Below are 22,667 nucleotides of genomic sequence, written 5' to 3'. Positions count from 1 at the left end.
ATTGGGCAGCAGCGGGGCGGGAGTGCCTTCGGGCGGCAGGATCTCGGGCGCGCTGTGTGGGGTTTCAGCCAGGGCGTTGGCGCCGTCGACGAAGGCCTCGGTGATCATGCGGGTAATCTTGATCGCACGCGGGTCCTTGAACAGGGTCGAGGCGATGGCCACGCCGTAATCGGTATAGACCCACGGATTGACCCGCCGCCCACCGCGGCCTTTGGGCTTTGAAATCACATTCCGTGATATCAAATCGGCCACCTCGGCATCGGTCAGCTGAAAGCGGTAGCCCTCGAACAGGTCCTTGTTGCGCGAGACGGCCTGATTGAAGGCGCTGACGGATTTTCCGTAGAACCGTGCCAGATCCTCGGCCAGCACCACGCGGGTGCCGCGCACCCGGTGAATGGCGCTTTGGACCTCATGCGTGGAGGGCAGGTTCTTGGTGTTCGTCATGGCACCCGTTTGGAATCACAATTTGTGATTTCAAGCGTGGGGGAGGGGGAGGTGAGTGGCAAGGGTAGAGTGAGGGGTGATGGCAGGCTTAGTTCGATTGCCAACTTATCCGTTGACACATACTTGTCGACTTACGAATGGCTCATTAGGTTCACTATTGAATAACCAAACATTCTTTTTTCAGAGTTATCTCATTGAGTTGCTTTATTTACATCGATGAAAGCGGCGAGTCCGGAATAGCCAAAATTCGTGATGGAAAGAAGGGCGGATCTTCCCCATACTTTGTGCTTGCTGCTGCTGTCATGCCCAGAGCGGTTGCAATTGACGCAAGGCGTGTACTGGATTCGGTGAATTCTGATCTGGGAAAGAAATGGCGACACGCAACTGATCTCTCGCATAGCCAAACGGTTTATTGGTCGCGCAAAAGCGTCGAAGTCAACTTACGGTATTTTGCGGTAGTTTCTAACAAAGCAACGCTGGGTGCATATTCAAACCGAATTCAAAAAGACCCGCAAAAGTTCTACAATAAGTGTGCCGTCTACTTATTGGAGCGAGTCGGGAAATACCTTCTCAATCGCGGTTTTGGAAACGAGCCGCCAACAGTGATTTTCGAAACTCGAAACCACGACTACGACGCAATGAGACGCTACATTGGCAAGATAAAAGACAATCCAATGCACTCGGATGCTAAGTATCTTCGAGTGTTTAATCCCTTTGCGATAACAACGAGATCAAAAGAGGAAGAACCTCTCTTGAAGTATGCTGACTTGGCCGCATACGCGGTTTACCAATGCGCAAACAAGACACCCAAGAACTTTAGCATCCCAGAACCAAGATACTTTGTTGAACTCAGCAAGAGGTTTGGTGCTGATGAAGCGGGGAAGATTTTGGGGAACGGCTTAAAGACAATACATACGCTTGAGCAATTAAAACTCGACTCAGACATAGAAGGTCTTTTTCGTTCGATCAAAGCAGCGCCGATGCGCAAGTAAGACTCACCGCCGCTTACGCTTCACATTCCCACCCCGCTGCCCCGGCCGTCCGGCCGTTGACCGCCCCTGCGAGCGAACCGCGTCTTCCGAGGCCTTCTCGACCGCCCACTGCCGCGCCATGGGGTCGTCGGCGACGGCCAGATCGACCGCTTCCAGACGCTTGATTTCGTCGCGGATGCGGGCGGCTTCTTCGAATTCCAGGTTCTCGGCTGCCTTGCGCATCTGCTCGCGCAACCCGTCCAGATGGGCCTCGAGGTTGGCGCCGTGCATCGGCTTGTCGATGGTGGCGGTGACGCGGTTCATGTCCACGTCGCCAGCATAGAGACCGGCCAGAACGTCCTCGACATTCTTCTTCACCGTCTCGGGCGTGATGCCGTGTTCCTCGTTATAGGCGATCTGCTTGGCGCGGCGGCGGTTGGTTTCCTCCAGCGCGCGCTCCATGCTGCCGGTGATGCGGTCGGCATACATGATCACGCGGCCCTCGGCGTTGCGGGCGGCGCGGCCGATGGTCTGGATCAGCGAGGTTTCCGAGCGCAGGAAGCCCTCTTTGTCCGCGTCCAGAATGGCGACCAGACCGCATTCAGGGATGTCCAGCCCTTCGCGCAGCAGGTTGATGCCCACCAGCACGTCGAAGGCCCCTAGCCGCAGGTCGCGCAGGATCTCGATCCGCTCGATCGTGTCGATGTCGGAATGCATGTAGCGGACCTTGATGCCCTGTTCGTGCATGTATTCGGTCAGGTCTTCGGCCATGCGTTTGGTCAGCGTCGTCACCAGCGTGCGATAGCCCTTGGCCGAGACCTTGCGCACCTCGTCCAGAAGGTCGTCGACCTGCATTTCGACGGGGCGGATTTCGACCTCGGGATCCAAGAGGCCCGTTGGGCGGATCACCTGTTCGGTGAAAACGCCGCCGGTCTGTTCCAGCTCCCACGCCGCGGGGGTGGCGCTGACGAAGATGGATTGCGGGCGCATGGCGTCCCATTCCTCGAACTTGAGGGGACGGTTGTCCATGCAGGAGGGCAGGCGGAACCCGTGTTCCGCCAGCGTGAACTTGCGCCGGTAGTCGCCGCGATACATGCCGCCGATCTGCGGTACGCTGACGTGGGATTCATCGGCAAAGACGATGGCGTTGTCGGGGATGAATTCGAACAGGGTCGGCGGCGGCTCGCCCGGCGCGCGGCCGGTGAGGTAGCGGGAATAGTTCTCGATCCCGTTGCAGACGCCGGTCGCCTCGAGCATCTCGAGGTCGAAATTGGTGCGCTGCTCCAGCCGCTGTGCTTCCAGCAGTTTGCCCTCGCCCACCAGTTGGTCGAGGCGCTGGCGCAATTCCTTTTTGATGCCAAGGATCGCCTGCTGCATCGTCGGCTTGGGCGTGACGTAGTGCGAGTTCGCATAGACGCGGATCTGCTCCATCGTGTCGGTGCGCTCGCCGGTCAGGGGGTCGAATTCGGTGATGGCCTCCAGTTCTTCGCCGAAGAACGAGAGTTTCCAGGCCCGGTCTTCCAGGTGGGCGGGCCAGATTTCCAGGGAATCGCCCCGCACCCGGAAGCTGCCGCGCTGGAAGGCCTGATCGTTGCGGCGGTATTGCTGGGCCACCAGATCGGCCATCACCTGCCGCTGGTCGTATTCGTTCCCGACCTTCAGATCCTGCGTCATCGCCCCGTAGGTCTCGACCGAGCCGATGCCATAGATGCACGAGACCGAGGCCACGATGATCACGTCGTCGCGTTCCAGCAGCGCCCGGGTGGCCGAGTGGCGCATCCGGTCGATCTGTTCGTTGATCTGCGATTCCTTTTCGATATAGGTATCGCTGCGCGGCACATAGGCTTCGGGCTGGTAGTAGTCGTAGTACGAGACGAAATATTCGACCGCATTGTCCGGGAAGAAGCCCTTGAACTCGCCATAGAGCTGCGCCGCCAGCGTCTTGTTGGGGGCGAGGATGATGGCGGGGCGCTGGGTTTCCTCGATCACCTTGGCCATGGTGAAGGTCTTGCCGGTGCCGGTGGCGCCCAGCAGCACCTGGTTGCGCTCGCCGTCCAGAATGCCCTGCGCCAGTTCCCTGATCGCGGTGGGTTGGTCGCCTGCAGGGGCGAATTCGGTGTGCATCACGAAACGCTTGCCGCCCTCAAGCTTCAGGCGGGTGCGCACGTCGTCGGCAGTCAGCTGGGTCTTGTCGGAATGAGCATAGGGCATGGGCAGGCTCCGCTTCGGCCCCTTACATTTGTTCTTATTTTGTCCGCATGCAACCCCCGCCGGGCGGGTCATTTGCATCGCCCTGCGGCAATTGCAATCTTGTCGCCGCCCGCGCTCTGACGCATAAACGGGCGCGACAACCCGAGTATGGAGAGGCGACATGCGCGCACGGATTTACCAGCCTGCCCGAAACGCAATGACGTCGGGAATGGCCAAGACCCGCAAATGGGTTCTGGAATACGCCCCGGCCTCGGCGCGCGAGGTCGATCCGCTGATGGGCTGGACATCTTCCAGCGACACCCAGACCCAGGTGCGCCTGCGGTTCGACACCAAGGAAGAGGCGCTGCACTATGCGCGGGAACACGGCATCGACGCGCAGGTCGTCGAGCCCCACAAGCGCAAACCCAATATCCGCCCGCGCGGATATGGCGAAAACTTTGCCACCGACCGGCGCGGCCCCTGGACCCACTGAGTGATCCGGATTTGTCCGGCCGATCCGACATCGGATGCATTGCGTCCGGTGGTAGAGGCCCATGTCGCGCACAGCCGGTGGGCCGGCCCTGCAGAGAGCAATCATACGCTGCAACCTGATGCATTGACCGCGCCGGACATCCGGTTCTGGGCGATCCTAGAGGACGATCAGGTGCTGGGCTGCGGGGCGCTCAAGGCGCTGCCCGATGGCACGGCCGAGGTCAAATCGGTGCATGTGCTGCCGCAGGCGCGGGGCCGGGGGCTGGCCCGCCGGATGATGGAGCATCTGGCTGAAATCGCCCGGTCAGAAGGCTTTGCAGCGCTTGTTCTGGAAACCGGCGCGGCGCATCTTCCGGACTATGACGCTGCTCGCAAACTGTACGAGGCGTTGGGCTACGGCTATTGCGGCCCAATCTTTGGATATCATCACGATCCCAACAGCGCATTCATGCGTTTGGATCTTGTGCCCCGGTCCTGATCGGCCAGGTGACCCGACGACATATTCGACAGCCCATGTTCAAGGGCCGCTTCACGTCTCGACCAGATATCGGTCCGACAATGGCAGGCTGGCGGCGCCCAACGCGCGGGCGTCCGGTCCGACCGAGCCGGCCGAAATCGACGGTGCTTCCAGCCCGGTCAGGTTCAGCCGGGACAGGCGGTCCCGAACCAACGTAATCAGCCGGGACTTGACCGCATTCGGCATCCAGCCGTCGATCTTGACGCACTCGAAATCGATCAGGCTACAACTGGACAGGATGGCATGGGCCAGACCCTGTGCCGCCCGGTTCAGCCACAGCTCGAGCAGGTCGGCGGGAATGGTCCAGCGCTCGGGCGAATGCCACAGGCCTGATGCGTCGCAACCAGAGGCCGCCAACGCGCGTTCGAGGACATACAGGCTGGCCACCTCGATCAGGGGTAGTACTTGCCCCGACCCGACGGAGACCGGCATCGGCCCCAACGCGCCGGCGTTTCCCCGGCCGGCAAAGATGGACCCGTTCAACACAACGCCGCCGCCGACGAAATAGCCGACATAGAAATAAAGGAAATCCCGCGGTCCTTCGGTTGGGCCGAATACCAGTTCCGCGCCGCAGGCGGCCGTCGCGTCATTTTGGGCATAGACCGGAACATCGCAGATGTCCGAAAGGCTGGCCCGCAGGTCGGCCATGCGCCACGGGTCCATCTTTTCCTGCGGGACCTGCAGGATCTGTGCCCAGTCCCACAGGTAAAAGGGCATGGCGATGCCCAAGCCTGCCACTCGCGCGCGTGCGGGTTCGGACAGCGCCTCTGTCATGTGGGTCAGGGACCGGACTGCGAAATCGAGCGTCTGCTGCGGGGTGGGGTAGTCATAAGTGGTGCGGGACCGGTCGCGAACCCGCCCCAGGAAATCGGTCAGCACCATCTCCGAGCTGCGGCGCCCGACCTTCAGGCCCAGGAAATAGGCACCGTCCGGGTTCAATCGCATCGGCACCGAAGGCTGTCCGACCTTGCCTCGTTGCGGCTCGCCGCGCAACAGCAGCCCGTCGCTTTCCAACTGCCGCATGATGACCGAGACGGTTTGCGCCGATAGGCCGGCCATGCGCGCCAATTCTGACTTGGCCAGCGCCTGATGGCGCCGGACCAGCGACAAAACCAGTTTTTCATTGCGCGCGCGCATGCCGCTTTGGTTGGTCCCGCGCACGTTTGACGGGCGGTGCGAGGGGCCGGTCTCGATTGCGGGTTTCTCGGTCACGGGGTGCTCCTTGTTCCCGCAAGAATGTGGTGTGGGCCGTGGGGTGTCAATAATAATTAAGAGTGATTTAATTATTGACAGGAATCGGGAATTGCTTGATGGTTTTGCCCATGGGAGCGGATCGAATTTCGCCCGCTTGCCCAAGACGTCTGCGGGCGTCGGAGATAACGGGAGGAAAAGCTTTGAAAATTTCAGCATTTGCTGGCGCGACCGCGTTGGCCCTGACAGCCATGGCGAGCGCTGCCGCCGCGCAGGACACGGTCTGTCTGATCACCAAAACCGACACCAACCCCTTCTTCGTGAAGATGAAAGAGGGAGCCACCGCCAAGGCCGAAGAGCTGGGCATGACGCTCAAGGCGTTTGCCGGCAAGATCGACGGCGACCATGAAACTCAGGTGCAGGCGATCGAGACCTGCATTCTGGATGGCGCCAAGGGTATCCTCTTGACCGCATCCGATACCTCGTCGATCGTCCCGGCCGTCCAGCAGGCGCGCGACGCGGGTGTGCTGGTCATCGCGCTGGATACACCGCTGGAGCCGATCGACGCGGCGGATGCAACCTTTGCCACCGACAACTTTCTGGCCGGCGAGCTGATCGGCAAATGGGCCGCAGCCACACTGGGGGACGAAGCCCAGAACGCCAAGATCGCCATGCTGGACCTGGCAGTCAGCCAGCCCTCGGTCGGGGTGCTGCGCGACCAAGGCTTCCTGCAGGGGTTCGGCATTGACCTGGGCGACCCGAACAAATGGGGCGACGAGACCGACCCGCGCATCGTGGGCCATGACGTCACCGCCGGGAACGAAGAGGGCGGCCGCAAGGCCATGGAGAACCTTCTGGCCAAGGATCCGATGGTCAATGTGGTCTACACGATCAACGAACCGGCTGCCGCCGGTGCGTATGAGGCGCTCAAGGCCATCGGCCGCGAAAACGATGTGCTGATCGTTTCGGTCGACGGCGGCTGCCCCGGTGTGCAGAACGTGGCCGACGGTGTGATCGGCGCTACCTCGCAGCAATACCCGCTGCTGATGGCGTCGCTTGGCGTCGAGGCGGTCAAGAAATGGGCCGACGAGGGCGTGAAGCCCGAGAACACGCCCGGCAAAGATTTCTATGACACCGGTGTTGCGCTGGTAACGGACAAGCCGGCCGATGGCGTCGAGTCGATCTCGGTCAAAGAGGGCATGGACCTCTGCTGGGGCTGATCTGATCCCTTCAGGGGCCGCGCGCTGCGGCCCCTGAATTGAACCACGACCTCACCCGAAATTTTGCTAGAGTCGCCCCAAGACGGGAGCTTGACGCATGGGGGAACCTCATTGATGTCCGACACATCGAGACAGTCCGACGATTTCGAAGCCGCAGCCAAAGGCAGCCCGGAACAGGTTGCCGAATTCGAAGATCACCACCGCGGGTTCATGGGGACGGTCCAACACTTTCTACATGTGAACCCGTCGCTGGTGCCGCTGATCGTTTTGGTGGCGGCGATCCTGATTTTCGGCGTCTTGCTGGGCGCCAAGTTCTTTTCGCCCTTTGCCCTGACCCTGATCCTGCAGCAGGTGCAGATCGTCGGCATCGTGGCCGCCGCCCAGAGTCTCGTGATCCTGACAGCCGGGATCGACCTGAGCGTGGGCGCGATCATGGTCATGTCGTCGGTTGTGATGGGCCAGTTCACTTTCCGCTACGGGCTGCCGCCTACGGTGGCGATCCTGTGCGGTCTGGCCATCGGGACCGCAATCGGCGCGGTGAATGGATTCCTGGTCAGCCGGGTCAAGCTGCCGCCCTTCATCGTGACGCTGGGCATGTGGCAGATCGTACTGGCCGCCAACTTCCTGTATTCACAGAATGAAACCATCCGGTCGCAGGAAATCGAGGCCAACGCCCCGATCCTTCAGCTGTTCGGCGCCAAAATCAATGTCGGCGGGGCGGTGTTCACGGTCGGAGTGATCTTCATGCTGGTGCTGATTCTGGTGCTGGCCTATGCGCTGCGGCATACCGCGTGGGGCCGCCATGTCTATGCCGTGGGCGACGACCCCGAGGCAGCCGAGCTGTCGGGCGTGAACGTGCATCGAACGCTGATGTCGGTCTACATGCTTTCGGGGCTGATTTGCGCCTTTGCCGGCTGGGCGCTGATCGGGCGCATAGGCTCGGTCTCGCCCACTTCGGGGCAGTTGGCCAACATCGAAAGCATCACCGCCGTCGTGATCGGAGGCATTTCTTTGTTCGGGGGGCGCGGGTCGATCCTGGGCTCGTTGTTCGGGGCGCTGATTGTGGGCGTGTTCACCCTCGGCCTGCGGTTGTTGGGCGCGGATGCGCAGTGGACCTTCCTTCTTATCGGTATGCTGATCATCGCCGCCGTGGCCGTGGACCAGTGGATCAGAAAGGTAGCAGCGTGATGGAACCCATTCTCAAAGGGCGCAACTTGGTCAAACGCTATGGCAGGGTCACGGCGCTGGATCATTGCGATTTCGACCTGATGCCGGGCGAAATCCTGGCCGTGATCGGCGACAACGGCGCAGGTAAATCGACCTTGATCAAGGCGGTTTCCGGTGCCGTCGCCCCGGATGAGGGCGAGATCTGGCTGGAAGGGCGCAAGGTCGATTTCCACTCGCCCATCGACGCGCGCGAAGCCGGGATCGAAACGGTCTATCAGACGTTGGCCATGTCGCCCGCCCTATCGATCACCGACAACATGTTCATGGGGCGCGAGATCCGGCGCAAGGGTCCTTTGGGCTCGGTGTTCCGGATGCTCGACCGCCCTGCGATGGAGAAGTTCGCCCGCGACAAGCTGAACGAACTGGGGCTGATGACGATCCAGAACATCAACCAGGCGGTCGAGACCTTGTCGGGTGGACAGCGTCAGGGCGTTGCCGTGGCCCGGGCGGCGGCGTTCGGATCCAAAGTCATCATCCTCGACGAACCCACCGCGGCGCTTGGTGTCAAGGAAAGCCGAAGGGTTTTGGAGCTGATCCAAGACGTGAAATCGCGTGGCATTCCGATCATTCTGATCAGCCACAACATGCCCCATGTGTTCGAAGTGGCCGACCGCATCCATGTGCATCGGTTGGGCAAGCGGCTCTGCGTGATCGACCCCAATGATTACACCATGTCCGATGCCGTGGCGTTCATGACGGGCGCCAAAGAGCCGCCGGAACAGGATCGCGCGGCATGACGGCTGCAGGGTCATCGCCGCAGGCGCTGGCCGAGCGGATCGCCGACGCCGCAGCCGGGCTGGCGGGCCGTGAAACGCGCCAGCTTGTCGCCGTGGCCGGGCCGCCGGGCGCGGGGAAATCCACGGTGGCCGCGCTTGCACAACAGGCGCTGCAGGTGCGCGGCATTCCGACCGGTCTGCTGTCGATGGATGGTTTCCACTATGACAACCAGATTCTGACGGCGCGCGATCTGCTGCCGCGCAAGGGTGCGCCCGAGACATTCGACCTGCCGGGCTTTCATGCCTTGTTGCGCCGCCTCCAGGCCGAAGACGAGGTCGCTGTGCCCGAGTTCGACCGTGTGCTCGACAAGTCCATCGCCGCCTGTTCGTTCGTAACCCGCGACCAGAAGGTGGTGATCGTAGAGGGAAATTATCTCCTGCTGGACGAACCGGGGTGGCGCGATCTGCGCGACCTGTGGGCGTTGACCGTGTTTTTGGACGTGCCATTGCCCACGCTGGAGGCGCGCTTGCTGGACCGTTGGATCGGGCTGGGCCTGCCTCGCGAAGAAGCCGAGCGCCGAGCCTTCGCCAATGACATTCCCAACGCCCGGCGCGTGGTGCAGAACTCGGGCTCGGCCAACCTAGTGCTGCGTTAGCCCAGCGCCTTGTACATGTAGGTGGTTGGTTCGAACACGGGCTCGAACGGGTTGCGGCAATAGCCGGGAATCTCTCCGGCAGTTTTAAACCCCAGGCTTTGGTACAGGATACGCGAGGGGTCAGTGCTGCGCGTGTCCAGCACCAACAGGGTTCGGCCAAGTTCGGTGGCGCGCTCTAGCAGGGCACCCATCAAGGCGCGGCCCAGCCCGCGCCGCCGTGCGTCGGGATGCACCAGCAGCTTGGCTACATCGGCGCGGTGCGGTTGGTTGGGCATCGCAGCCGGAATCAGCTGAACCGTCCCTTGGATGCGTCCGTCATCATGGGCTACGAAAAGATCCAGTTCTCCGGCTGACAGCCCGGGGCGCACGCGCTCCTGCCAATAGGCGCGCGCGGCGTCGCGGGAAAACGGCAGAATGAACCCGATGCTGGCGCCGGTATGCACGCAGCCGTAAAGGATATCCGCCAGATCATCCACCGCCTGGTCAAAAGTCGTTTCGGTCAGGCGTGTAATCATATCAGCACCAGAATGTAGCGGGCGCCGCGGGACGCCTCGGTTTCAAAACGGGTTGCGCCGGACAGGTGATAGCGCAGGCAGTCGCCCGCGTTCAGCGCGTGGGGCGTGCCATCGACCGTCAGGGTCAGCGCGCCATCCAGCACGACTAGGTGGTGTTCCTGCCCGGGTCGTGGCGGCGCGTCATAGGCGATCGTGGTGCCGGGCGGCAGGTGACATTCCAGGACCTCGCCCGTCAGCCCCGCCGAGGGCGGCGACACCGAACGGCGCGTGAACCCGGTTTCGGGGTCGCGCCACTCGATCTGCCGTTCGTAAGGAACCTTGGGGTCGAAGCTGTCCTCGACCATCATCAACAGGCGCGACATCGGCAGTCCGTAGGCTGCGCACAACCGGCCAAGATTCTCGGCTGTCGGACTGACCTCGGCCTTCTCCATGCGAGACAGAGTGGCTCGGCTGACCCCGCTGGTCTGGGCGAGTTGTTCAAGCGACCAGCCCCGACTGCGGCGCAGGTCGCTCAGGTGGCGGGCGAGGCGGCTGGACAAGCAGTCAAGCATTGGTCATATCCGGGAAACATTTTCGATTGTGAGAAAAGTAACAGAAATAAATAAAATAAAAAGGGGCGCGTGTGCCGCGCCCCTTGAACTGTTCGATATGATGGCGGCTTACTTCCAGCCAACCTCATTGAAGATCTTCTGGGCCTCGGGGATGTTCTTGGCGACTTCAGACAGGTTCACGTCGTCGGCCTTGAACTCACCCAGAGCAGCCACGTTCTCGGCCAGCGGCGCGCCGGGAACGGCGGGGTATTCGTCATTGCCGTTCGAGAAATAGACCTGCGCTTTATCGCTGGCGAGATACTCCAGGAACTTGATGGCGGCGTCCTTGTTCGGAGCATGTGCCGCGACACCGGCGCCCGACAGGTTCATATGCGCGCCTTCCGCGTCCTGCGACGGGAACTGGATGCCGATCATGTCGACGCTGTCCGACAGGCCCTTGACGTCTTTGCGCAGGGCGCGTGCAAAGTAGTAGGAGTTTGACACGGCGATCTCGCATTCACCCGAGACGATGCCGCGCAGCTGGTCGGTGTCGCCGCCCTGCGGGTCACGCGCCATGTTGGCGACCACGCCCGCGGCCCATTCCTTGGCCTTCTCGGCGCCGTGATGGGTGATGATCGAGGCCAGCAGCGTCTGGTTGTAGGTGTTGGTCGACGAGCGGATGCAGACCAGCCCCTTGTATTCGGGATTCGCCAGGTCCAGGTAGGTTGCCGGCGGGTTGGTCACGTCATTCTTGTCGTAGAAGATGATGCGCGCGCGCTGCGAGAAGCCGAACCACTGGTTGTCCTCGTCCTGTAGGTTGGCGGGGATGCGCTCTTCCAGCACGTCGCTGTTGACCGCCTGCAGCAGGCCCGCGTTCTTGGCCCGCGCTAGGCGCGAGGTGTCCACGGTCAGCAGGATGTCGGCGGGCGAGTTCGCGCCCTCGGCTTCCATCCGTGCGATCAGCTCGTCGGCCTTGCCTTCGATGCGGTTGATCTTGATGCCGGTGGCCTCTTCGAAATCGGTGTAGAGGCGCTCGTCGGTATCGTAGTGGCGCGAGGAGTACAGGTTCAGCTCGCCTTCGGCGGCGGCCGATCCGGCGATCAGGGCCGACAGGGCGGCGGCGATAAAGCGCTTGGTTTTCATCTGTGTTGGTCCCAGTTGTCGAATCTCAGGAGCGGGTATTTCCCGACTGATTTGCTCAATTAAACGATTTCGGGCGAGATGCAAGTAAATCTGACAAAATTACTTGGTCAAAAATGCCGCGGCGCTCGTGGGGGTTAACCAGTTCGTTAACCATGTCGGAGCCAATTGGTAGAGCCGCTCCGCCGGACAGCGGCAAGCGCCGGCGTCAGGTCGGTTCGGCGCAAATGGCGGAAGGGCTCTCGAAATAGTCGAAGTGTTGCTGGAAGCCGTGACGCTGCTGTTGCTTTTCGGGCTTGTCGCGGGGCCGGTCTGGCTTTGCGTCAGATTGCTCGCTTTTTTCCGACCGGGTTCACCCGGGGCTTGTTGCTCGTCGTCGGTCTGACCATCCTTTTTTCGTGGTGGCGCGACTTCGCACTTGATCTTGCACTGCTTGCAATGAGCGTGGATCTTGACGGTTTCACGACCGATGAGCGGATGCGCGGCGTTGTTCCACATTTGCGGGAGCGGGCGGAGCGCATGGTCTTTTCACTCGAACGGTTGGGCATCGGCTGGCCGATAAAGGCAGGATTCGCGTTGTTCGCTTCAGTCCCCTACGCGATGGCGGTCTGTTGCATCACATGGCTCGTGCGGAAGGGGCTCGGGCGGGGCCGCGGGGAAGATCGAGCACAAAAAAACCGCGCCCAGAGGCGCGGTTTCTTGAAACGGTGTTTCGCCGTCCTCAGCCCTGGCGGGCTTTGAACTTGCGCTGCGTCTTGTTGATGACGTAGACGCGGCCTTTGCGACGCACGACCCGGCAGTCGCGGTGCCGGTTCTTGAGCGAGCGGAGCGAGTTCTTGACCTTCATGGCCTATCTCCAGTTCCTGCGGCGCGGGCCAGCGCCTGGGTTAGCGGGTGCCCCGGGTCAGACCCGAAACAGTGAAACAGATGGTGGGCGGTACAAGGATCGAACTTGTGACCCCTTCGATGTCAACGAAGTGCTCTACCGCTGAGCTAACCGCCCACTTTCCCTTTGCGAGATCCGCCCCAGAACGAAATGGGGCGCGGAACCCCGCGCCGGTGGAGCGCTCTATAAAAGGAGTCGCGCAGGGGATCAAGGGGTTTGGTCGAACAATTTTCCAGTCTATGTTGTTCGGAAAGAGGGAGTGGACATGCACAGCACCGCATATGCTTTGGAAATGCCCGCGAAACGCAGCTCGTGCGTGGTGTTTTCCTCGCCCCACAGCGGCCGGAACTATACCCAGCCCTTCCTGGAGCGGTCGATTCTGAACCGCGACGTGATTCGTTCGTCCGAGGATGCCTTCGTTGATCAGCTTTTTGCATCTGCCCCGGATCACGGCGCGCCGCTGATCGCCGCGCAGATGCCACGGGCCTTTCTGGATCTGAACCGCAGCGCAGACGAGCTTGACCCGGCTTTGATCATGGGTGCCCGCCGGTCGGGGCACAATCCGCGCGTTGCCTCGGGGTTGGGAGTGATTCCCCGGGTGGTGGCAAATGGCCGCGCGATATACAGCGGCAAGCTGACCATGGATGAGGCCCGTCTGCGCATCGACACCTATTGGCGGCCCTATCACGCCCGGCTGAAATCACTGCTGGCTGAATCGATCGGCTCCTTCGGGCAGGCGATTCTGGTCGACTGCCACTCGATGCCGCACGAGGCGGTGGCCCTGGCCGGAACCGCGCATGGGCGCCGCCCGGAGATTGTACTGGGTGACCGGTTCGGTGCGTCGGCTTCGGGGGTGATCGTGGATCAGATCGAAGCGGCCTTTGTCTCGGCCGGGCTGACCGTGGTCCGCAACACGCCGTTTGCGGGGGCCTACGTGACGCAGACCTACGGCCGTCCGGCGCGAAATCAGCACGCCATACAGATCGAGATCGACCGCGCGCTCTACATGGATGAATCTACGATCGAACCCAACGCCGACTTTGACTCGTTCCGCGCGGTTCTGGCGCGGGTGATCGCCGATATCGCCCGGATCGGGGCACAGCCCGAGCGTCTGGCCGCGGAATAGCTAGCGCAGCGCACGCCCTTTCACGATTGCATCGCTGCCGAACTTGCGGCGGATCTCGTCCGCAGCGCGTTCGGCCTTGCTGCGCTGGGCGGCGCCGGGATCCAGCAGGTCGCCCAAGGCATCGGCCTGTTCCGCCGGACACAGATCTGACAAGCCGCAACCCAACAGGCGGTACGGCCCCTGATCGCCGACCTGATCGAACAGGCCGCGCGCGGTGCGATAGATCCGGTCGGCCATCTGGGTTGCGTCGCGCAACGACACGCGCCGCGTCAGGATCTTGTGGTTGGCCCGTTTCAGCTTGAGCGTCACCACCCGCCCGGCCAGCCCCTTGGCCTTGGCGCGGTCGGCCACCTTTTCCGCCATCCGCCACAGATGCCCGTCCAGAATGTCAGGGTCGGAGGTGTCCTCGAAGAATGTGGTCTCGTTGCTGATGGATTTCATCGGCGTGTGCGCCGAGACCCGGCGCTTGTCCTGTCCGCGCGCCAGATGCCACAGGCGATGGCCCATCGCGCCGAACCGTGCCGTCAGCGCCTCTTGATCCCAACGCAGCAGGTCCGAGAAGGTGCGGATGCCGGCCCGCTCCAGCGACTCCTGAGCCGCCGGGCCGATCCCCCAGATCAACCGTACCGGCTTGTCATGCAGGAAATCCGCCGTCTCGGCCTTGCCGATCACCGAGAATCCGCGCGGCTTGTCGAGGTCCGAGGCCACCTTGGCCAGGAACTTGTTGTGCGACAACCCGATCGAGCCGGTCACGCCCAGCTCGTCCTTCATTCGCCTGACCAGCCGCGCCAGCATCACCGCGGGCGGCGCGCCGTGCAGGCGCTGGGTGCCGGACAGGTCCATGAAGGCCTCGTCCAGCGACAGCGGCTCCACGTCCGGCGTCAGCTCGTCAATCATCGTGCGGATCTGGCGCGAGACCTCGGCATAGACCGACATGCGCGGCTTGATCACCACCGCGTCGGGGCACAGCTTCAGCGCCTGGAACATCGGCATGGCCGAGCGCACGCCGCGGATGCGCGCCACGTAGCAGGCGGTGGACACCACCCCGCGCCGCCCGCCGCCTATGATCACCGGCTTGTCGGCCAGCTCGGGGTTGTCACGCTTTTCGACCGAGGCATAGAAGGCGTCGCAGTCCATATGCGCAATGGTCAGGTCGAAAAGTTCCGGATGGCGCAGAACCCGCGGGCTGCCGCAGGTTGGGCAGCGCCGTTCGTCACCCAGACGGGTCAGGCAATCGCGGCAGAGACCGGGCATCACATTCTCCATGCGCAGCATGACGATGAACCAGAAGCTGTACCCTATCGTAGCCCGCGCGCCAGATCAAAGCGGTTGGCCGAAGAGTTCCGGAAGGAGAAAGAAGACCCCCCGCCGATGCGCGGGGGGAGGTAACGGACCTCAGGAAGTCGCAGTCCGTCGGGGAGTGTCTCTGGCCCATAATCGCGCGAAAATGCCTATTTTGACAGGGTTTTGACGCTCCGGGCAAAACCGAGGTTTCGCATGTGTGTTTTCGGGCACAGGGACAATTCGGCGCGGAACGAGGGAAAAGTGACGCAAGGTCAATCGGTTGCGCGCCGCTTCCTGCGAAAAAGACCCCGCGCGAAGGCGTGCCGCGCTTAAACCTGCGGCACCGATTTCAGTTCCTCAAGAACTGACCGCGCGGCCGCCTTGGGGTCTTCGGCACGATAGATCGGTCGTCCGACCACAATGTGATCGGCCCCGTCTGCGATCGCTCTGGCCGGGGTGGCGACCCGCTTCTGGTCGCCCAGATCGGCCCCCGAGGGCCGCACACCAGGGGTGACGATCAGTCGGTCCTGGGACTGGGGCAGGGCGCGGATCAGAGCGGCCTCCTGCGGGCTGGCGATCACGCCGTCGGCCCCGGCCTCGAAGGCGCGGGCCGCGCGCTCCACCACCATGTCCTGCATGTCGCCGGCCTTCATCATGCCGGCATCCAGATCTTCACGGTTCAGCGAGGTGAGGATGGTCACCGCGAGAATCTTCAGATCCTTGCCTGCCGCGCCTTCCTTAGCGGCACGCACCACGTGGGGGTCGCCATGGACGGTCAGGAAATCCAGATCGAACTGCGCCAGCCCTCGTACGGCATTCTCGACCGTGTTGCCGATGTCGAACAGCTTCATGTCCAGAAAGATGCGCTTGCCATGTTCCTGCTTTAGCTCGTTGGCCAGTGCCAGCCCGCCCCCGGTCAGCATGCCCAGGCCGATCTTATAGAATGAAACGGCGTCGCCCAGCGTCTCGGCCAGCTTCAGCCCTTCCAGCGCGTTGGGGACGTCGAGGGCGACGATCAGGCGGTCATCGGCGGTTTGGGGCATTGTTTCGACCTTTCAAGCTTGACGGGATCGGCGCTTCTGTAGAGCGTGCGGCACAATCAGACAAGAAAAGACGCAGGAAAATACGGGATGATACGGTTGGGTGTGGTCGCCTCAGCGGCTGTTTTGGCCGGGGCGGGCGCAGTCTGGGCCGGTGAAACGGATTGCGGCGAGACCCGACAGGTCTGGGCGGATGTCAAGGACAGCAGGTCGGCGGCAGCCATCCAAAGCTTTGCCGAGATCTACGCGGAGTGCTCGATCTATTCCCAACTTGCGCGCGATCTGCTGGCAGTGCTGACCGGAGGGCCCTGGCGCCGGCCGAGGTCGACGCCCCCAAAGAACCGCAACGACGCCTGCGGGTCTCCGACCTGCGGCCCCGGCCGGAACCCGACCCCGACGATCCACCATACGAGCCCGACTATTCGGACGGAGAATATGAGTGCCTGATGGCCGCCGCCGTTCCGGGCCAGTCGCCGCTTTTCGACGGGGTGGAATGGGCGGACATGGACGCCGAGAATGCGATGGCGATCTGTGCCGATCTGCTGCTGAAAAACCAGAATGTCGATGCCGAGGTCGTCGCCGCTTTTGGCCGGGCTTTGATGAAGGGCGGCAAGCTGGAAATGGCGCTCGAGTTCTCGGAGCTGGCCGCGATGGAGGGCAGCGGGCTGGCGATGAACACGCTCGCCACGCTCTATGGCGATGGCAAGATCGTTCCCGCGGACGATGTGACCGCATTTGCCTGGTACATGGCGGCTGCCGAAACCGGTCTGCCGATGGGAATGCACAACGTCGCGTATGGCTACGAGAACGGGCAAGGTGTTGCGCCCGACCTCGACAAGGCGCTGTACTATTATGAAAGGGCCGCGTTCCTCGGATACGAGCAGTCTCTGCTGCGGCTTGGCACATTCTACCGCGAAGGCACGCATGTCACGCGCGACATGCGGCGCGCGGTCGACTATCTGAAGATGGCGGCCCGAAACGGGAGCACCGATGCCGCGGTGCGCTTGGGCTAAATCTACGAAACCGGCGACAACGGCTATTTCAAGGACATCGAACAGGCGTTGGACTATTATTTCCAGGCCGCCAAGCAGGACAATGTCATCACGCTGCGCAATCTGGGGTCTCTGACCTATCACGGGCGGGATGGCGTGCCTCGGGACATGGAAGCGGCCTTCGTGTTCTGAGGAAGGGCCGCGAAGCTCGGCGATATGAAGTCGCAGCGCAAGTTCGGCCGATTGCTCCATGAAATCGGCGAAGTTGAAGAGGCGCTGAGGTTTCTTCGCCTCGCGGCCGGGCAGGGCGATGACGAGGCGCAAAAGGTGATCCGGCAGATCGAAGGCGGTTGAACCCTGCACCGGGCCAGGGGGGGGCGTGGTTTCCCCCGCGCTGTCCCAACTGTGCTATGGTGCCGCCATTCAGAAACGAAAATTACACCGAAGGGACAGACCATGAAGCACCTTGTTCCGCTGGCCGTCATGGCCACGCTGGCCGCCTGTGCCGACACGCCGCCGCAAACCGAAACAGGCGCTGCGCCGCCCCCGACCAATGACGATTTGTATCTCGTCCGCGGCTATCGGTCCGAAGATGACTGGTGCCAGTTGACCGGTGAAACCGCCTTTACCGGCAATTTCCTGGACCACACCGCTGACCTCGTGTCGTGCCCCACCGGCAGCGCCGCCGCGCAGTCGCTGGTCGAGACGCTTGATGCCGAGCAGGTGGCCGAAACCGGCGGCTATACCGTCTATACGATTCCCCGCGGCTGAGCGTTTTTTCACCCGCCACCCTCTTGAAGCGGCAGGGGCATTTCCCAAATTGATTAATGAGGCCCAGAACTAAGCGTGCCGCCGAGCGGGCGCAAAAACCTTGGGCGCTTGGAAAAGGAGAGAATGATGGACTTGAACAAGTTCACCGAGCGGGCACGAGGCTTCGTGCAGGCGGCGCAAACTGTTGCGCTGCGCGAGGGACACCAGAGATTGGCTCCCGAGCATATTCTGAAAGCACTTATGGACGATGATCAGGGGCTGGCCAGCAACCTGATCAAACGTGCGGGCGGCGCGCCCGAGCGTGTGGTCGAGGCGCTGGATGTTGCCCTGGCGAAGATCCCGAAGGTCAGCGGCGACGCGGGCCAGGTCTATCTGGACGGCCAGACCGCCAAGGTTCTTGACGAGGCCGAGAAGATCGCCAAGAAGGCCGGAGACAGCTTCGTGCCGGTCGAGCGTGTGCTGATGGCGCTGTGCATCGTCAAGTCCAAGGCCAAGGAGGCCCTGGAAGCCGGTGCCGTGTCCGCCCAGAAGCTGAACGAGGCGATCAACGACATCCGCAAGGGCCGCACGGCCGACAGCGCCAATGCCGAAGAAGGCTATGACGCGCTGAAGAAATATGCCCGCGACCTGACCGAGGCCGCCCGCGAGGGCAAGATTGACCCGATCATCGGCCGCGACGAGGAAATCCGCCGCGCCATGCAGGTTCTGTCGCGTCGGACCAAGAACAACCCGGTTCTGATCGGTGAGCCCGGTGTGGGTAAGACCGCCATCGCCGAAGGTCTGGCTCTCCGCATCGTGAACGGCGACGTGCCGGAATCGCTGAAGGACAAGAAGCTGCTGGCGCTGGATATGGGTGCCCTGATCGCTGGTGCGAAATACCGTGGCGAGTTCGAGGAACGTCTGAAGGCCGTTCTGAACGAGGTCACCGCGGCCGCTGGCGAGATCATCCTGTTCATCGACGAGATGCACACGCTGGTGGGTGCCGGCAAGACCGACGGCGCGATGGATGCGGCCAACCTGATCAAGCCCGCGCTGGCGCGGGGCGAGCTGCACTGCATCGGCGCCACCACGCTTGACGAGTACCGCAAATACGTCGAGAAGGACGCGGCCCTTGCCCGCCGGTTCCAGCCCGTCTACGTGCAGGAACCCACGGTCGAGGACACGATCAGCATCCTGCGTGGCATCAAGGAAAAATACGAGCTGCACCACGGCGTGCGCATCTCGGATTCGGCGCTGGTGTCGGCCGCGACCTTGTCGCACCGCTACATCACCGACCGCTTCCTGCCCGACAAGGCAATCGACCTCGTGGACGAGGCCGCCTCGCGTCTGCGCATGGAAGTGGACAGCAAGCCCGAAGAGCTGGACCAGCTGGATCGCCAGATCTTGCAGCTCCAGATCGAGGAAGAGGCACTGAAGCTCGAAGATGACGCGGCTTCGAAAGATCGGCTTGAGGCCTTGCAGAAGGAACTGGCTGAGCTGAAGGAGAAATCCGCCGAGCTGACTGCCCAGTGGCAGGCCGAGCGTGACAAGCTTGCCAGCGCCCGCGAGCTGAAGGAACAGCTGGACAAGGCGCGCGCCGAGCTGGAGATCGCCAAGCGCGAGGGCAATCTGGCCAAGGCCGGTGAGCTGTCCTATGGCGTGATCCCCGAGCTGGAGCGCAAGCTGGCCGAGGCTGAAAGCCAGGAAAGCAACGCTGTGATGGCCAAGGAAACGGTACGCCCTGAACAGATCGCGGCCGTGGTCGAACGCTGGACGGGTATCCCGACCTCGAAGATGCTGGAAGGCGAGCGTGAAAAGCTGCTGCGCATGGAAGAAGCGCTGCATGCCCGCGTGGTCGGCCAGGACGAGGCCGTGCGCGCCGTGGCCAATGCCGTGCGCCGGGCCCGGGCCGGTCTGAACGACGAGAATCGCCCGCTGGGCTCGTTCCTGTTCCTCGGCCCGACCGGTGTGGGTAAGACCGAGCTGACCAAGGCCGTCGCCGAATACCTGTTCGACGACGAACACGCGATGGTGCGGATCGACATGTCCGAATTCATGGAGAAACACGCCGTCGCCCGCCTGATCGGTGCACCGCCGGGCTATGTCGGATATGAGGAAGGTGGCGTTCTGACCGAAGCCGTCCGTCGGCGGCCGTACCAGGTGGTGCTGTTCGACGAGGTCGAGAAGGCGCATCCGGACGTGTTCAACGTGCTGTTGCAGGTGTTGGACGATGGTGTCCTGACCGATGGCCAGGGCCGCACGGTCGACTTCAAGCAGACGCTGATCGTGTTGACCTCGAACCTCGGGTCGCAGGCGCTGAGCCAGTTGCCCGAAGGCGCCAACACGGCGCAGGCCAAGCGCGACGTGATGGACGCGGTCCGGGCGCATTTCCGGCCCGAGTTCCTGAACCGTCTGGACGAGACCATCATCTTCGATCGGCTTCAGCGATCGGATATGGCTGCGATCGTCGACATCCAGCTGGCCCGCCTGCAGAAGCGGCTTGCCGCGCGCAAGATCCGGCTGGAGCTGGACGAGGCCGCCAAGGAATGGCTGGCCAACGAAGGCTACGACCCGGTCTTCGGGGCGCGTCCGCTCAAGCGCGTGATCCAGCGCGCCCTGCAGAACCCGCTGGCCGAGGCTTTGCTGGCTGGCGAAATCCGGGACGGCGATACCGTGCCGGTGACTGCCGGACCCGATGGCCTGATCATCGGCGACCGGTTGGGCACCAGCGACCGCCCGCGCCCGGACGAAGCCGTCGTGCACTAAGCTGCGGCTTGGTTAAAACAGGAAAGGCCCGCCAGAGATGGCGGGCCATTTTGTCGGTCCGGCGTCAGCGGGCGGCCGGTTCGTTACAGTCCCGTCTCTCAATCGTGACGCAAGTTGCCTTGGTCCTGTGCTAAGACCGGGCTAGGTCGGGTCAGGGGTTGAAACGGAACGGAGACCAAGATGGCGCATCGCTGGACCAACAATTTGACATATGCCGACGTAACGCCTCGGGCGGCGTTTCTGAACCGCCGGCAGGTGATGGCGGGGCTGGCCGGATCCGGCCTTGCTGCAATGGCCGGGCGTGCGCAGGCCGAGGCCGTGCCCGAGCCCAACAGCTGGGAAGATATAACCTCGTACAACAACTACTATGAGTTCGGAACTCGCAAGGACGACCCTTCGAAATACGCCCATGCCCTCAAGACCGAACCATGGAGCGTGACAATCGACGGGTTGGTTGACCGTCCGGGGGAGTACGACTTCCAGGATATAATGTCCGAGATGACGATCGAAGAGCGGATCTATCGGTTCCGCTGTGTCGAGGCCTGGTCGATGGTCGTGCCGTGGAACGGGTTCGAGCTGGCCGATCTGCTGAACATGGTTGGTGTGCAGGAGGGGGCGAAATACGTGGCCTTCGAAACCGCGCTGCGTCCGGATGAGATGCCGGGCGTTGCCTATCCGGTTCTGGACTGGCCCTATCGCGAGGGCTTGCGGCTGGACGAGGCCATGCACCCTCTGACGATCATGGCGACGGGTATCTATGGCCGCCCGATCCCCAATCAGAATGGCGCGCCGCTGCGGCTGGTGGTTCCCTGGAAATATGGCTTCAAGTCGATCAAATCGATTGTACGCATCACCCTGACCGAGGTCGAGCCGCCAACCAGTTGGAACATGGCCAACCCGCGTGAATACGGGTTCTACAGCAACGTGAATCCGACCGTGGATCATCCCCGCTGGTCCCAGGCCTCTGAGCGGGTCATCGGCGGCGGATTGTTTGCCAAGCGTCAGCCAACGCTGATGTTCAATGGCTACGAGTCTGACGTCGCAAGCCTGTATGACGGAATGGATCTGTCCGAGTATTATTAAAGCCATGAGCAAGCTGAACCAGTTCCTGCGTCGCGTTCCGGTCTGGGCGGTTTACCTGCTGGGCCTACTGCCGGCGCCGTGGCTGTTCTATCTGGGGCTGACTGGTGGACTAGGCGTCGAGCCGATCGAGGCGCTGGAACATGAATATGGCGAGCTGGCCCTCCAGTTGCTGATCCTGGGACTGGCAGTGTCGCCGCTGCGACGTCTGGCCGGGCTGAACCTGATGAAGTTCCGGCGGGCGATCGGCGTTCTGACCGTCTGTTATGCGAGCTTTCATCTGCTGGTCTGGCTGGTGCTGGACGTGCAGGTGCCTGCGCAGATCTGGGCGGATATCCTGAAACGGCCATATATCACGATCGGAATGACGGCCTTCGTGCTATTGCTGCCGTTGGGCCTGACATCGAACAACGCCTCGGTGCGCCGTCTCGGAGCCGCCTGGCGCCAGCTGCATCGTCTTGTCTATCCGGCGGCCGTTCTGGCCGGTCTGCACTATGTGATGGTGGCCAAGGGATTCCAGATCGAGCCTTTGCTGTATCTGCTTGTCATCTGCCTCCTTCTGCTGTCGCGGCTGCCAGTGCCACGCTATCCGTTCGCGCGAAGCAGCTCCGATTCCGCCTGACTCGCGCCCGAGTCTGTGGGTAAACCTGTGGACTGCGGGTTTGCGGGTCCTGTCCGGAGCGAACCAGCGAGCGTGTGGTGGTCAGAACGGTCGGGGGTGTGTAGTTAAAGTGTTGAAATATAATCGGAAATCTTTGGAAGAAACTTTTTTGAGGGATTATTGAATTTTCCCCTTGCGGCTTTGGTTGGATAATCTTAGAACCCCCTTCACCGGCGCTGGTGAGGCGGTGGTGACGGGCTGGAGAGGCGGCCTGACGGACTGGAAAGACGGTTGTGACGCTCAGGAGAGACTGGGGCATCTTGAGGATTTGTT

At 62.3% G+C, this 22,667-nt stretch carries 25 protein-coding genes and 1 tRNA gene; 15 read left to right on the top strand and 11 right to left on the bottom strand.

Annotated features, from left to right (window positions below; genetic code table 11):
- Nucleotides 1-444 (bottom strand): ORF6N domain-containing protein (locus tag AC2FMM_RS17760; protein WP_496797292.1); only part of this gene is annotated, 444 nt, incomplete at its 3' end.
- Between the two features lie 194 nt (nt 445-638).
- Between AC2FMM_RS17760 and AC2FMM_RS17755 the strand changes: the two genes are divergently transcribed.
- Nucleotides 639-1,436, top strand: coding sequence for a DUF3800 domain-containing protein (locus AC2FMM_RS17755; RefSeq protein WP_496797291.1), 798 nt, complete (start codon nt 639-641; stop codon nt 1,434-1,436).
- 3 nt (nt 1,437-1,439) lie between these two features.
- Here the strand turns inward: AC2FMM_RS17755 and uvrB are convergent, their stop codons facing one another.
- Nucleotides 1,440-3,626, bottom strand: coding sequence for an excinuclease ABC subunit UvrB (gene uvrB / locus AC2FMM_RS17750; RefSeq protein ID WP_496797290.1), 2,187 nt, complete (start codon nt 3,624-3,626; stop codon nt 1,440-1,442).
- A 160-nt stretch (nt 3,627-3,786) separates the two neighbouring features.
- Here uvrB and AC2FMM_RS17745 point away from each other — a divergent pair, with 160 nt between their 5' ends.
- The gene (locus AC2FMM_RS17745; RefSeq protein WP_149777332.1) at nt 3,787-4,098 is read left to right on the top strand and encodes an ETC complex I subunit; all 312 of its coding nucleotides are present in this window, start codon (nt 3,787-3,789) and stop codon (nt 4,096-4,098) included.
- The gene (locus AC2FMM_RS17740) at nt 4,099-4,575 is read left to right on the top strand and encodes a GNAT family N-acetyltransferase (protein WP_496681951.1); all 477 of its coding nucleotides are present in this window, start codon (nt 4,099-4,101) and stop codon (nt 4,573-4,575) included.
- Between the two features lie 51 nt (nt 4,576-4,626).
- On the opposite strand, the gene AC2FMM_RS17735 is transcribed toward AC2FMM_RS17740, so the two are convergent.
- Nucleotides 4,627-5,751, bottom strand: coding sequence for an ROK family transcriptional regulator (locus AC2FMM_RS17735; protein ID WP_496797294.1), 1,125 nt, complete (start codon nt 5,749-5,751; stop codon nt 4,627-4,629).
- 305 nt (nt 5,752-6,056) lie between these two features.
- On the opposite strand from AC2FMM_RS17735, the gene AC2FMM_RS17730 reads away from it, so the two are divergent.
- From AC2FMM_RS17730 to AC2FMM_RS17715, 4 genes are all read left to right on the top strand, one after another.
- The gene (locus AC2FMM_RS17730; RefSeq protein WP_496797289.1) at nt 6,057-7,025 is read left to right on the top strand and encodes a sugar ABC transporter substrate-binding protein; all 969 of its coding nucleotides are present in this window, start codon (nt 6,057-6,059) and stop codon (nt 7,023-7,025) included.
- A 114-nt stretch (nt 7,026-7,139) separates the two neighbouring features.
- Nucleotides 7,140-8,213, top strand: coding sequence for an ABC transporter permease (locus tag AC2FMM_RS17725; protein WP_496681955.1), 1,074 nt, complete (start codon nt 7,140-7,142; stop codon nt 8,211-8,213).
- Complete coding sequence (locus AC2FMM_RS17720; RefSeq protein ID WP_496681957.1) at nt 8,213-8,989, top strand: ATP-binding cassette domain-containing protein; 777 nt, start codon at nt 8,213-8,215, stop codon at nt 8,987-8,989. The genes AC2FMM_RS17725 and AC2FMM_RS17720 overlap by 1 nt, the downstream gene beginning before the upstream one ends.
- The gene (locus tag AC2FMM_RS17715) at nt 8,986-9,624 is read left to right on the top strand and encodes an AAA family ATPase (protein ID WP_496797288.1); all 639 of its coding nucleotides are present in this window, start codon (nt 8,986-8,988) and stop codon (nt 9,622-9,624) included. The genes AC2FMM_RS17720 and AC2FMM_RS17715 overlap by 4 nt, the downstream gene beginning before the upstream one ends.
- Here AC2FMM_RS17715 and AC2FMM_RS17710 read toward each other — a convergent pair.
- The 6 genes from AC2FMM_RS17710 to AC2FMM_RS17685 form a co-directional block, all read right to left on the bottom strand.
- The gene (locus AC2FMM_RS17710; RefSeq protein WP_496681960.1) at nt 9,621-10,139 is read right to left on the bottom strand and encodes a GNAT family N-acetyltransferase; all 519 of its coding nucleotides are present in this window, start codon (nt 10,137-10,139) and stop codon (nt 9,621-9,623) included. The genes AC2FMM_RS17715 and AC2FMM_RS17710 overlap by 4 nt on opposite strands.
- Nucleotides 10,136-10,690, bottom strand: a complete 555-nt coding sequence (locus tag AC2FMM_RS17705; protein WP_496681961.1) for a helix-turn-helix domain-containing protein — start codon at nt 10,688-10,690, stop codon at nt 10,136-10,138. Before AC2FMM_RS17705 ends, AC2FMM_RS17710 begins: the two co-directional genes overlap by 4 nt.
- Before the next feature lie 108 nt (nt 10,691-10,798).
- A complete protein-coding gene (locus tag AC2FMM_RS17700) occupies nt 10,799-11,812 on the bottom strand; it encodes a Fe(3+) ABC transporter substrate-binding protein (RefSeq protein WP_496688184.1) in 1,014 nt (337 codons plus the stop codon).
- A gap of 99 nt (nt 11,813-11,911) precedes the next feature.
- Nucleotides 11,912-12,307, bottom strand: a complete 396-nt coding sequence (locus AC2FMM_RS17695) for a hypothetical protein (protein WP_496742243.1) — start codon at nt 12,305-12,307, stop codon at nt 11,912-11,914.
- Nucleotides 12,308-12,530: 223 nt separating this feature from the next.
- Complete coding sequence (ykgO, locus tag AC2FMM_RS17690) at nt 12,531-12,656, bottom strand: type B 50S ribosomal protein L36 (protein ID WP_005648635.1); 126 nt, start codon at nt 12,654-12,656, stop codon at nt 12,531-12,533.
- Nucleotides 12,657-12,737: 81 nt separating this feature from the next.
- Nucleotides 12,738-12,812: transfer RNA gene (locus tag AC2FMM_RS17685), tRNA-Val, on the bottom strand.
- A gap of 148 nt (nt 12,813-12,960) precedes the next feature.
- On the opposite strand from AC2FMM_RS17685, the gene AC2FMM_RS17680 reads away from it, so the two are divergent.
- Nucleotides 12,961-13,821, top strand: a complete 861-nt coding sequence (locus AC2FMM_RS17680; RefSeq protein ID WP_496684297.1) for an N-formylglutamate amidohydrolase — start codon at nt 12,961-12,963, stop codon at nt 13,819-13,821.
- Here AC2FMM_RS17680 and AC2FMM_RS17675 read toward each other — a convergent pair whose 3' ends face one another.
- Entirely contained in the window at nt 13,822-15,075 is a 1,254-nt protein-coding gene (locus AC2FMM_RS17675) for a DNA polymerase IV (protein ID WP_496797287.1), read from the bottom strand. It lies immediately after the preceding gene.
- Nucleotides 15,076-15,434: 359 nt separating this feature from the next.
- Nucleotides 15,435-16,148, bottom strand: coding sequence for an orotidine-5'-phosphate decarboxylase (gene pyrF / locus AC2FMM_RS17670; protein ID WP_496684303.1), 714 nt, complete (start codon nt 16,146-16,148; stop codon nt 15,435-15,437).
- Between the two features lie 248 nt (nt 16,149-16,396).
- Here pyrF and AC2FMM_RS17665 point away from each other — a divergent pair, with 248 nt between their 5' ends.
- From AC2FMM_RS17665 to msrQ, 7 genes are all read left to right on the top strand, one after another.
- On the top strand, nt 16,397-17,158 hold the full coding sequence (locus AC2FMM_RS17665) for a tetratricopeptide repeat protein (protein ID WP_496797286.1): 762 nt from the start codon (nt 16,397-16,399) through the stop codon (nt 17,156-17,158).
- Nucleotides 17,159-17,329, top strand: a complete 171-nt coding sequence (locus AC2FMM_RS17660) for a hypothetical protein (RefSeq protein WP_496797293.1) — start codon at nt 17,159-17,161, stop codon at nt 17,327-17,329.
- 24 nt (nt 17,330-17,353) lie between these two features.
- Nucleotides 17,354-17,491 (top strand): hypothetical protein, encoded by a 138-nt coding sequence (locus AC2FMM_RS17655; RefSeq protein ID WP_496797285.1) that lies wholly within the window; start codon nt 17,354-17,356, stop codon nt 17,489-17,491.
- A 102-nt stretch (nt 17,492-17,593) separates the two neighbouring features.
- A complete protein-coding gene (locus tag AC2FMM_RS17650) occupies nt 17,594-17,908 on the top strand; it encodes a hypothetical protein (protein WP_496684311.1) in 315 nt (104 codons plus the stop codon).
- 126 nt (nt 17,909-18,034) lie between these two features.
- Nucleotides 18,035-20,653: an ATP-dependent chaperone ClpB gene (gene clpB / locus AC2FMM_RS17645; protein WP_496797284.1), complete on the top strand. Its 2,619-nt coding sequence runs from the start codon at nt 18,035-18,037 to the stop codon at nt 20,651-20,653.
- Nucleotides 20,654-20,833: 180 nt separating this feature from the next.
- Complete coding sequence (msrP, locus tag AC2FMM_RS17640; protein WP_496797283.1) at nt 20,834-21,736, top strand: protein-methionine-sulfoxide reductase catalytic subunit MsrP; 903 nt, start codon at nt 20,834-20,836, stop codon at nt 21,734-21,736.
- Between the two features lie 4 nt (nt 21,737-21,740).
- Nucleotides 21,741-22,355: a protein-methionine-sulfoxide reductase heme-binding subunit MsrQ gene (gene msrQ, locus AC2FMM_RS17635; protein WP_496742250.1), complete on the top strand. Its 615-nt coding sequence runs from the start codon at nt 21,741-21,743 to the stop codon at nt 22,353-22,355.
- Nucleotides 22,356-22,667 lie beyond the last annotated feature (312 nt).

Source organism: Ruegeria sp. BHSC043, from assembly GCF_059612985.1.
The sequence above is the reverse complement of the archived record's forward strand: the minus strand, read 5'-3'. Positions and strand labels throughout refer to the sequence as shown.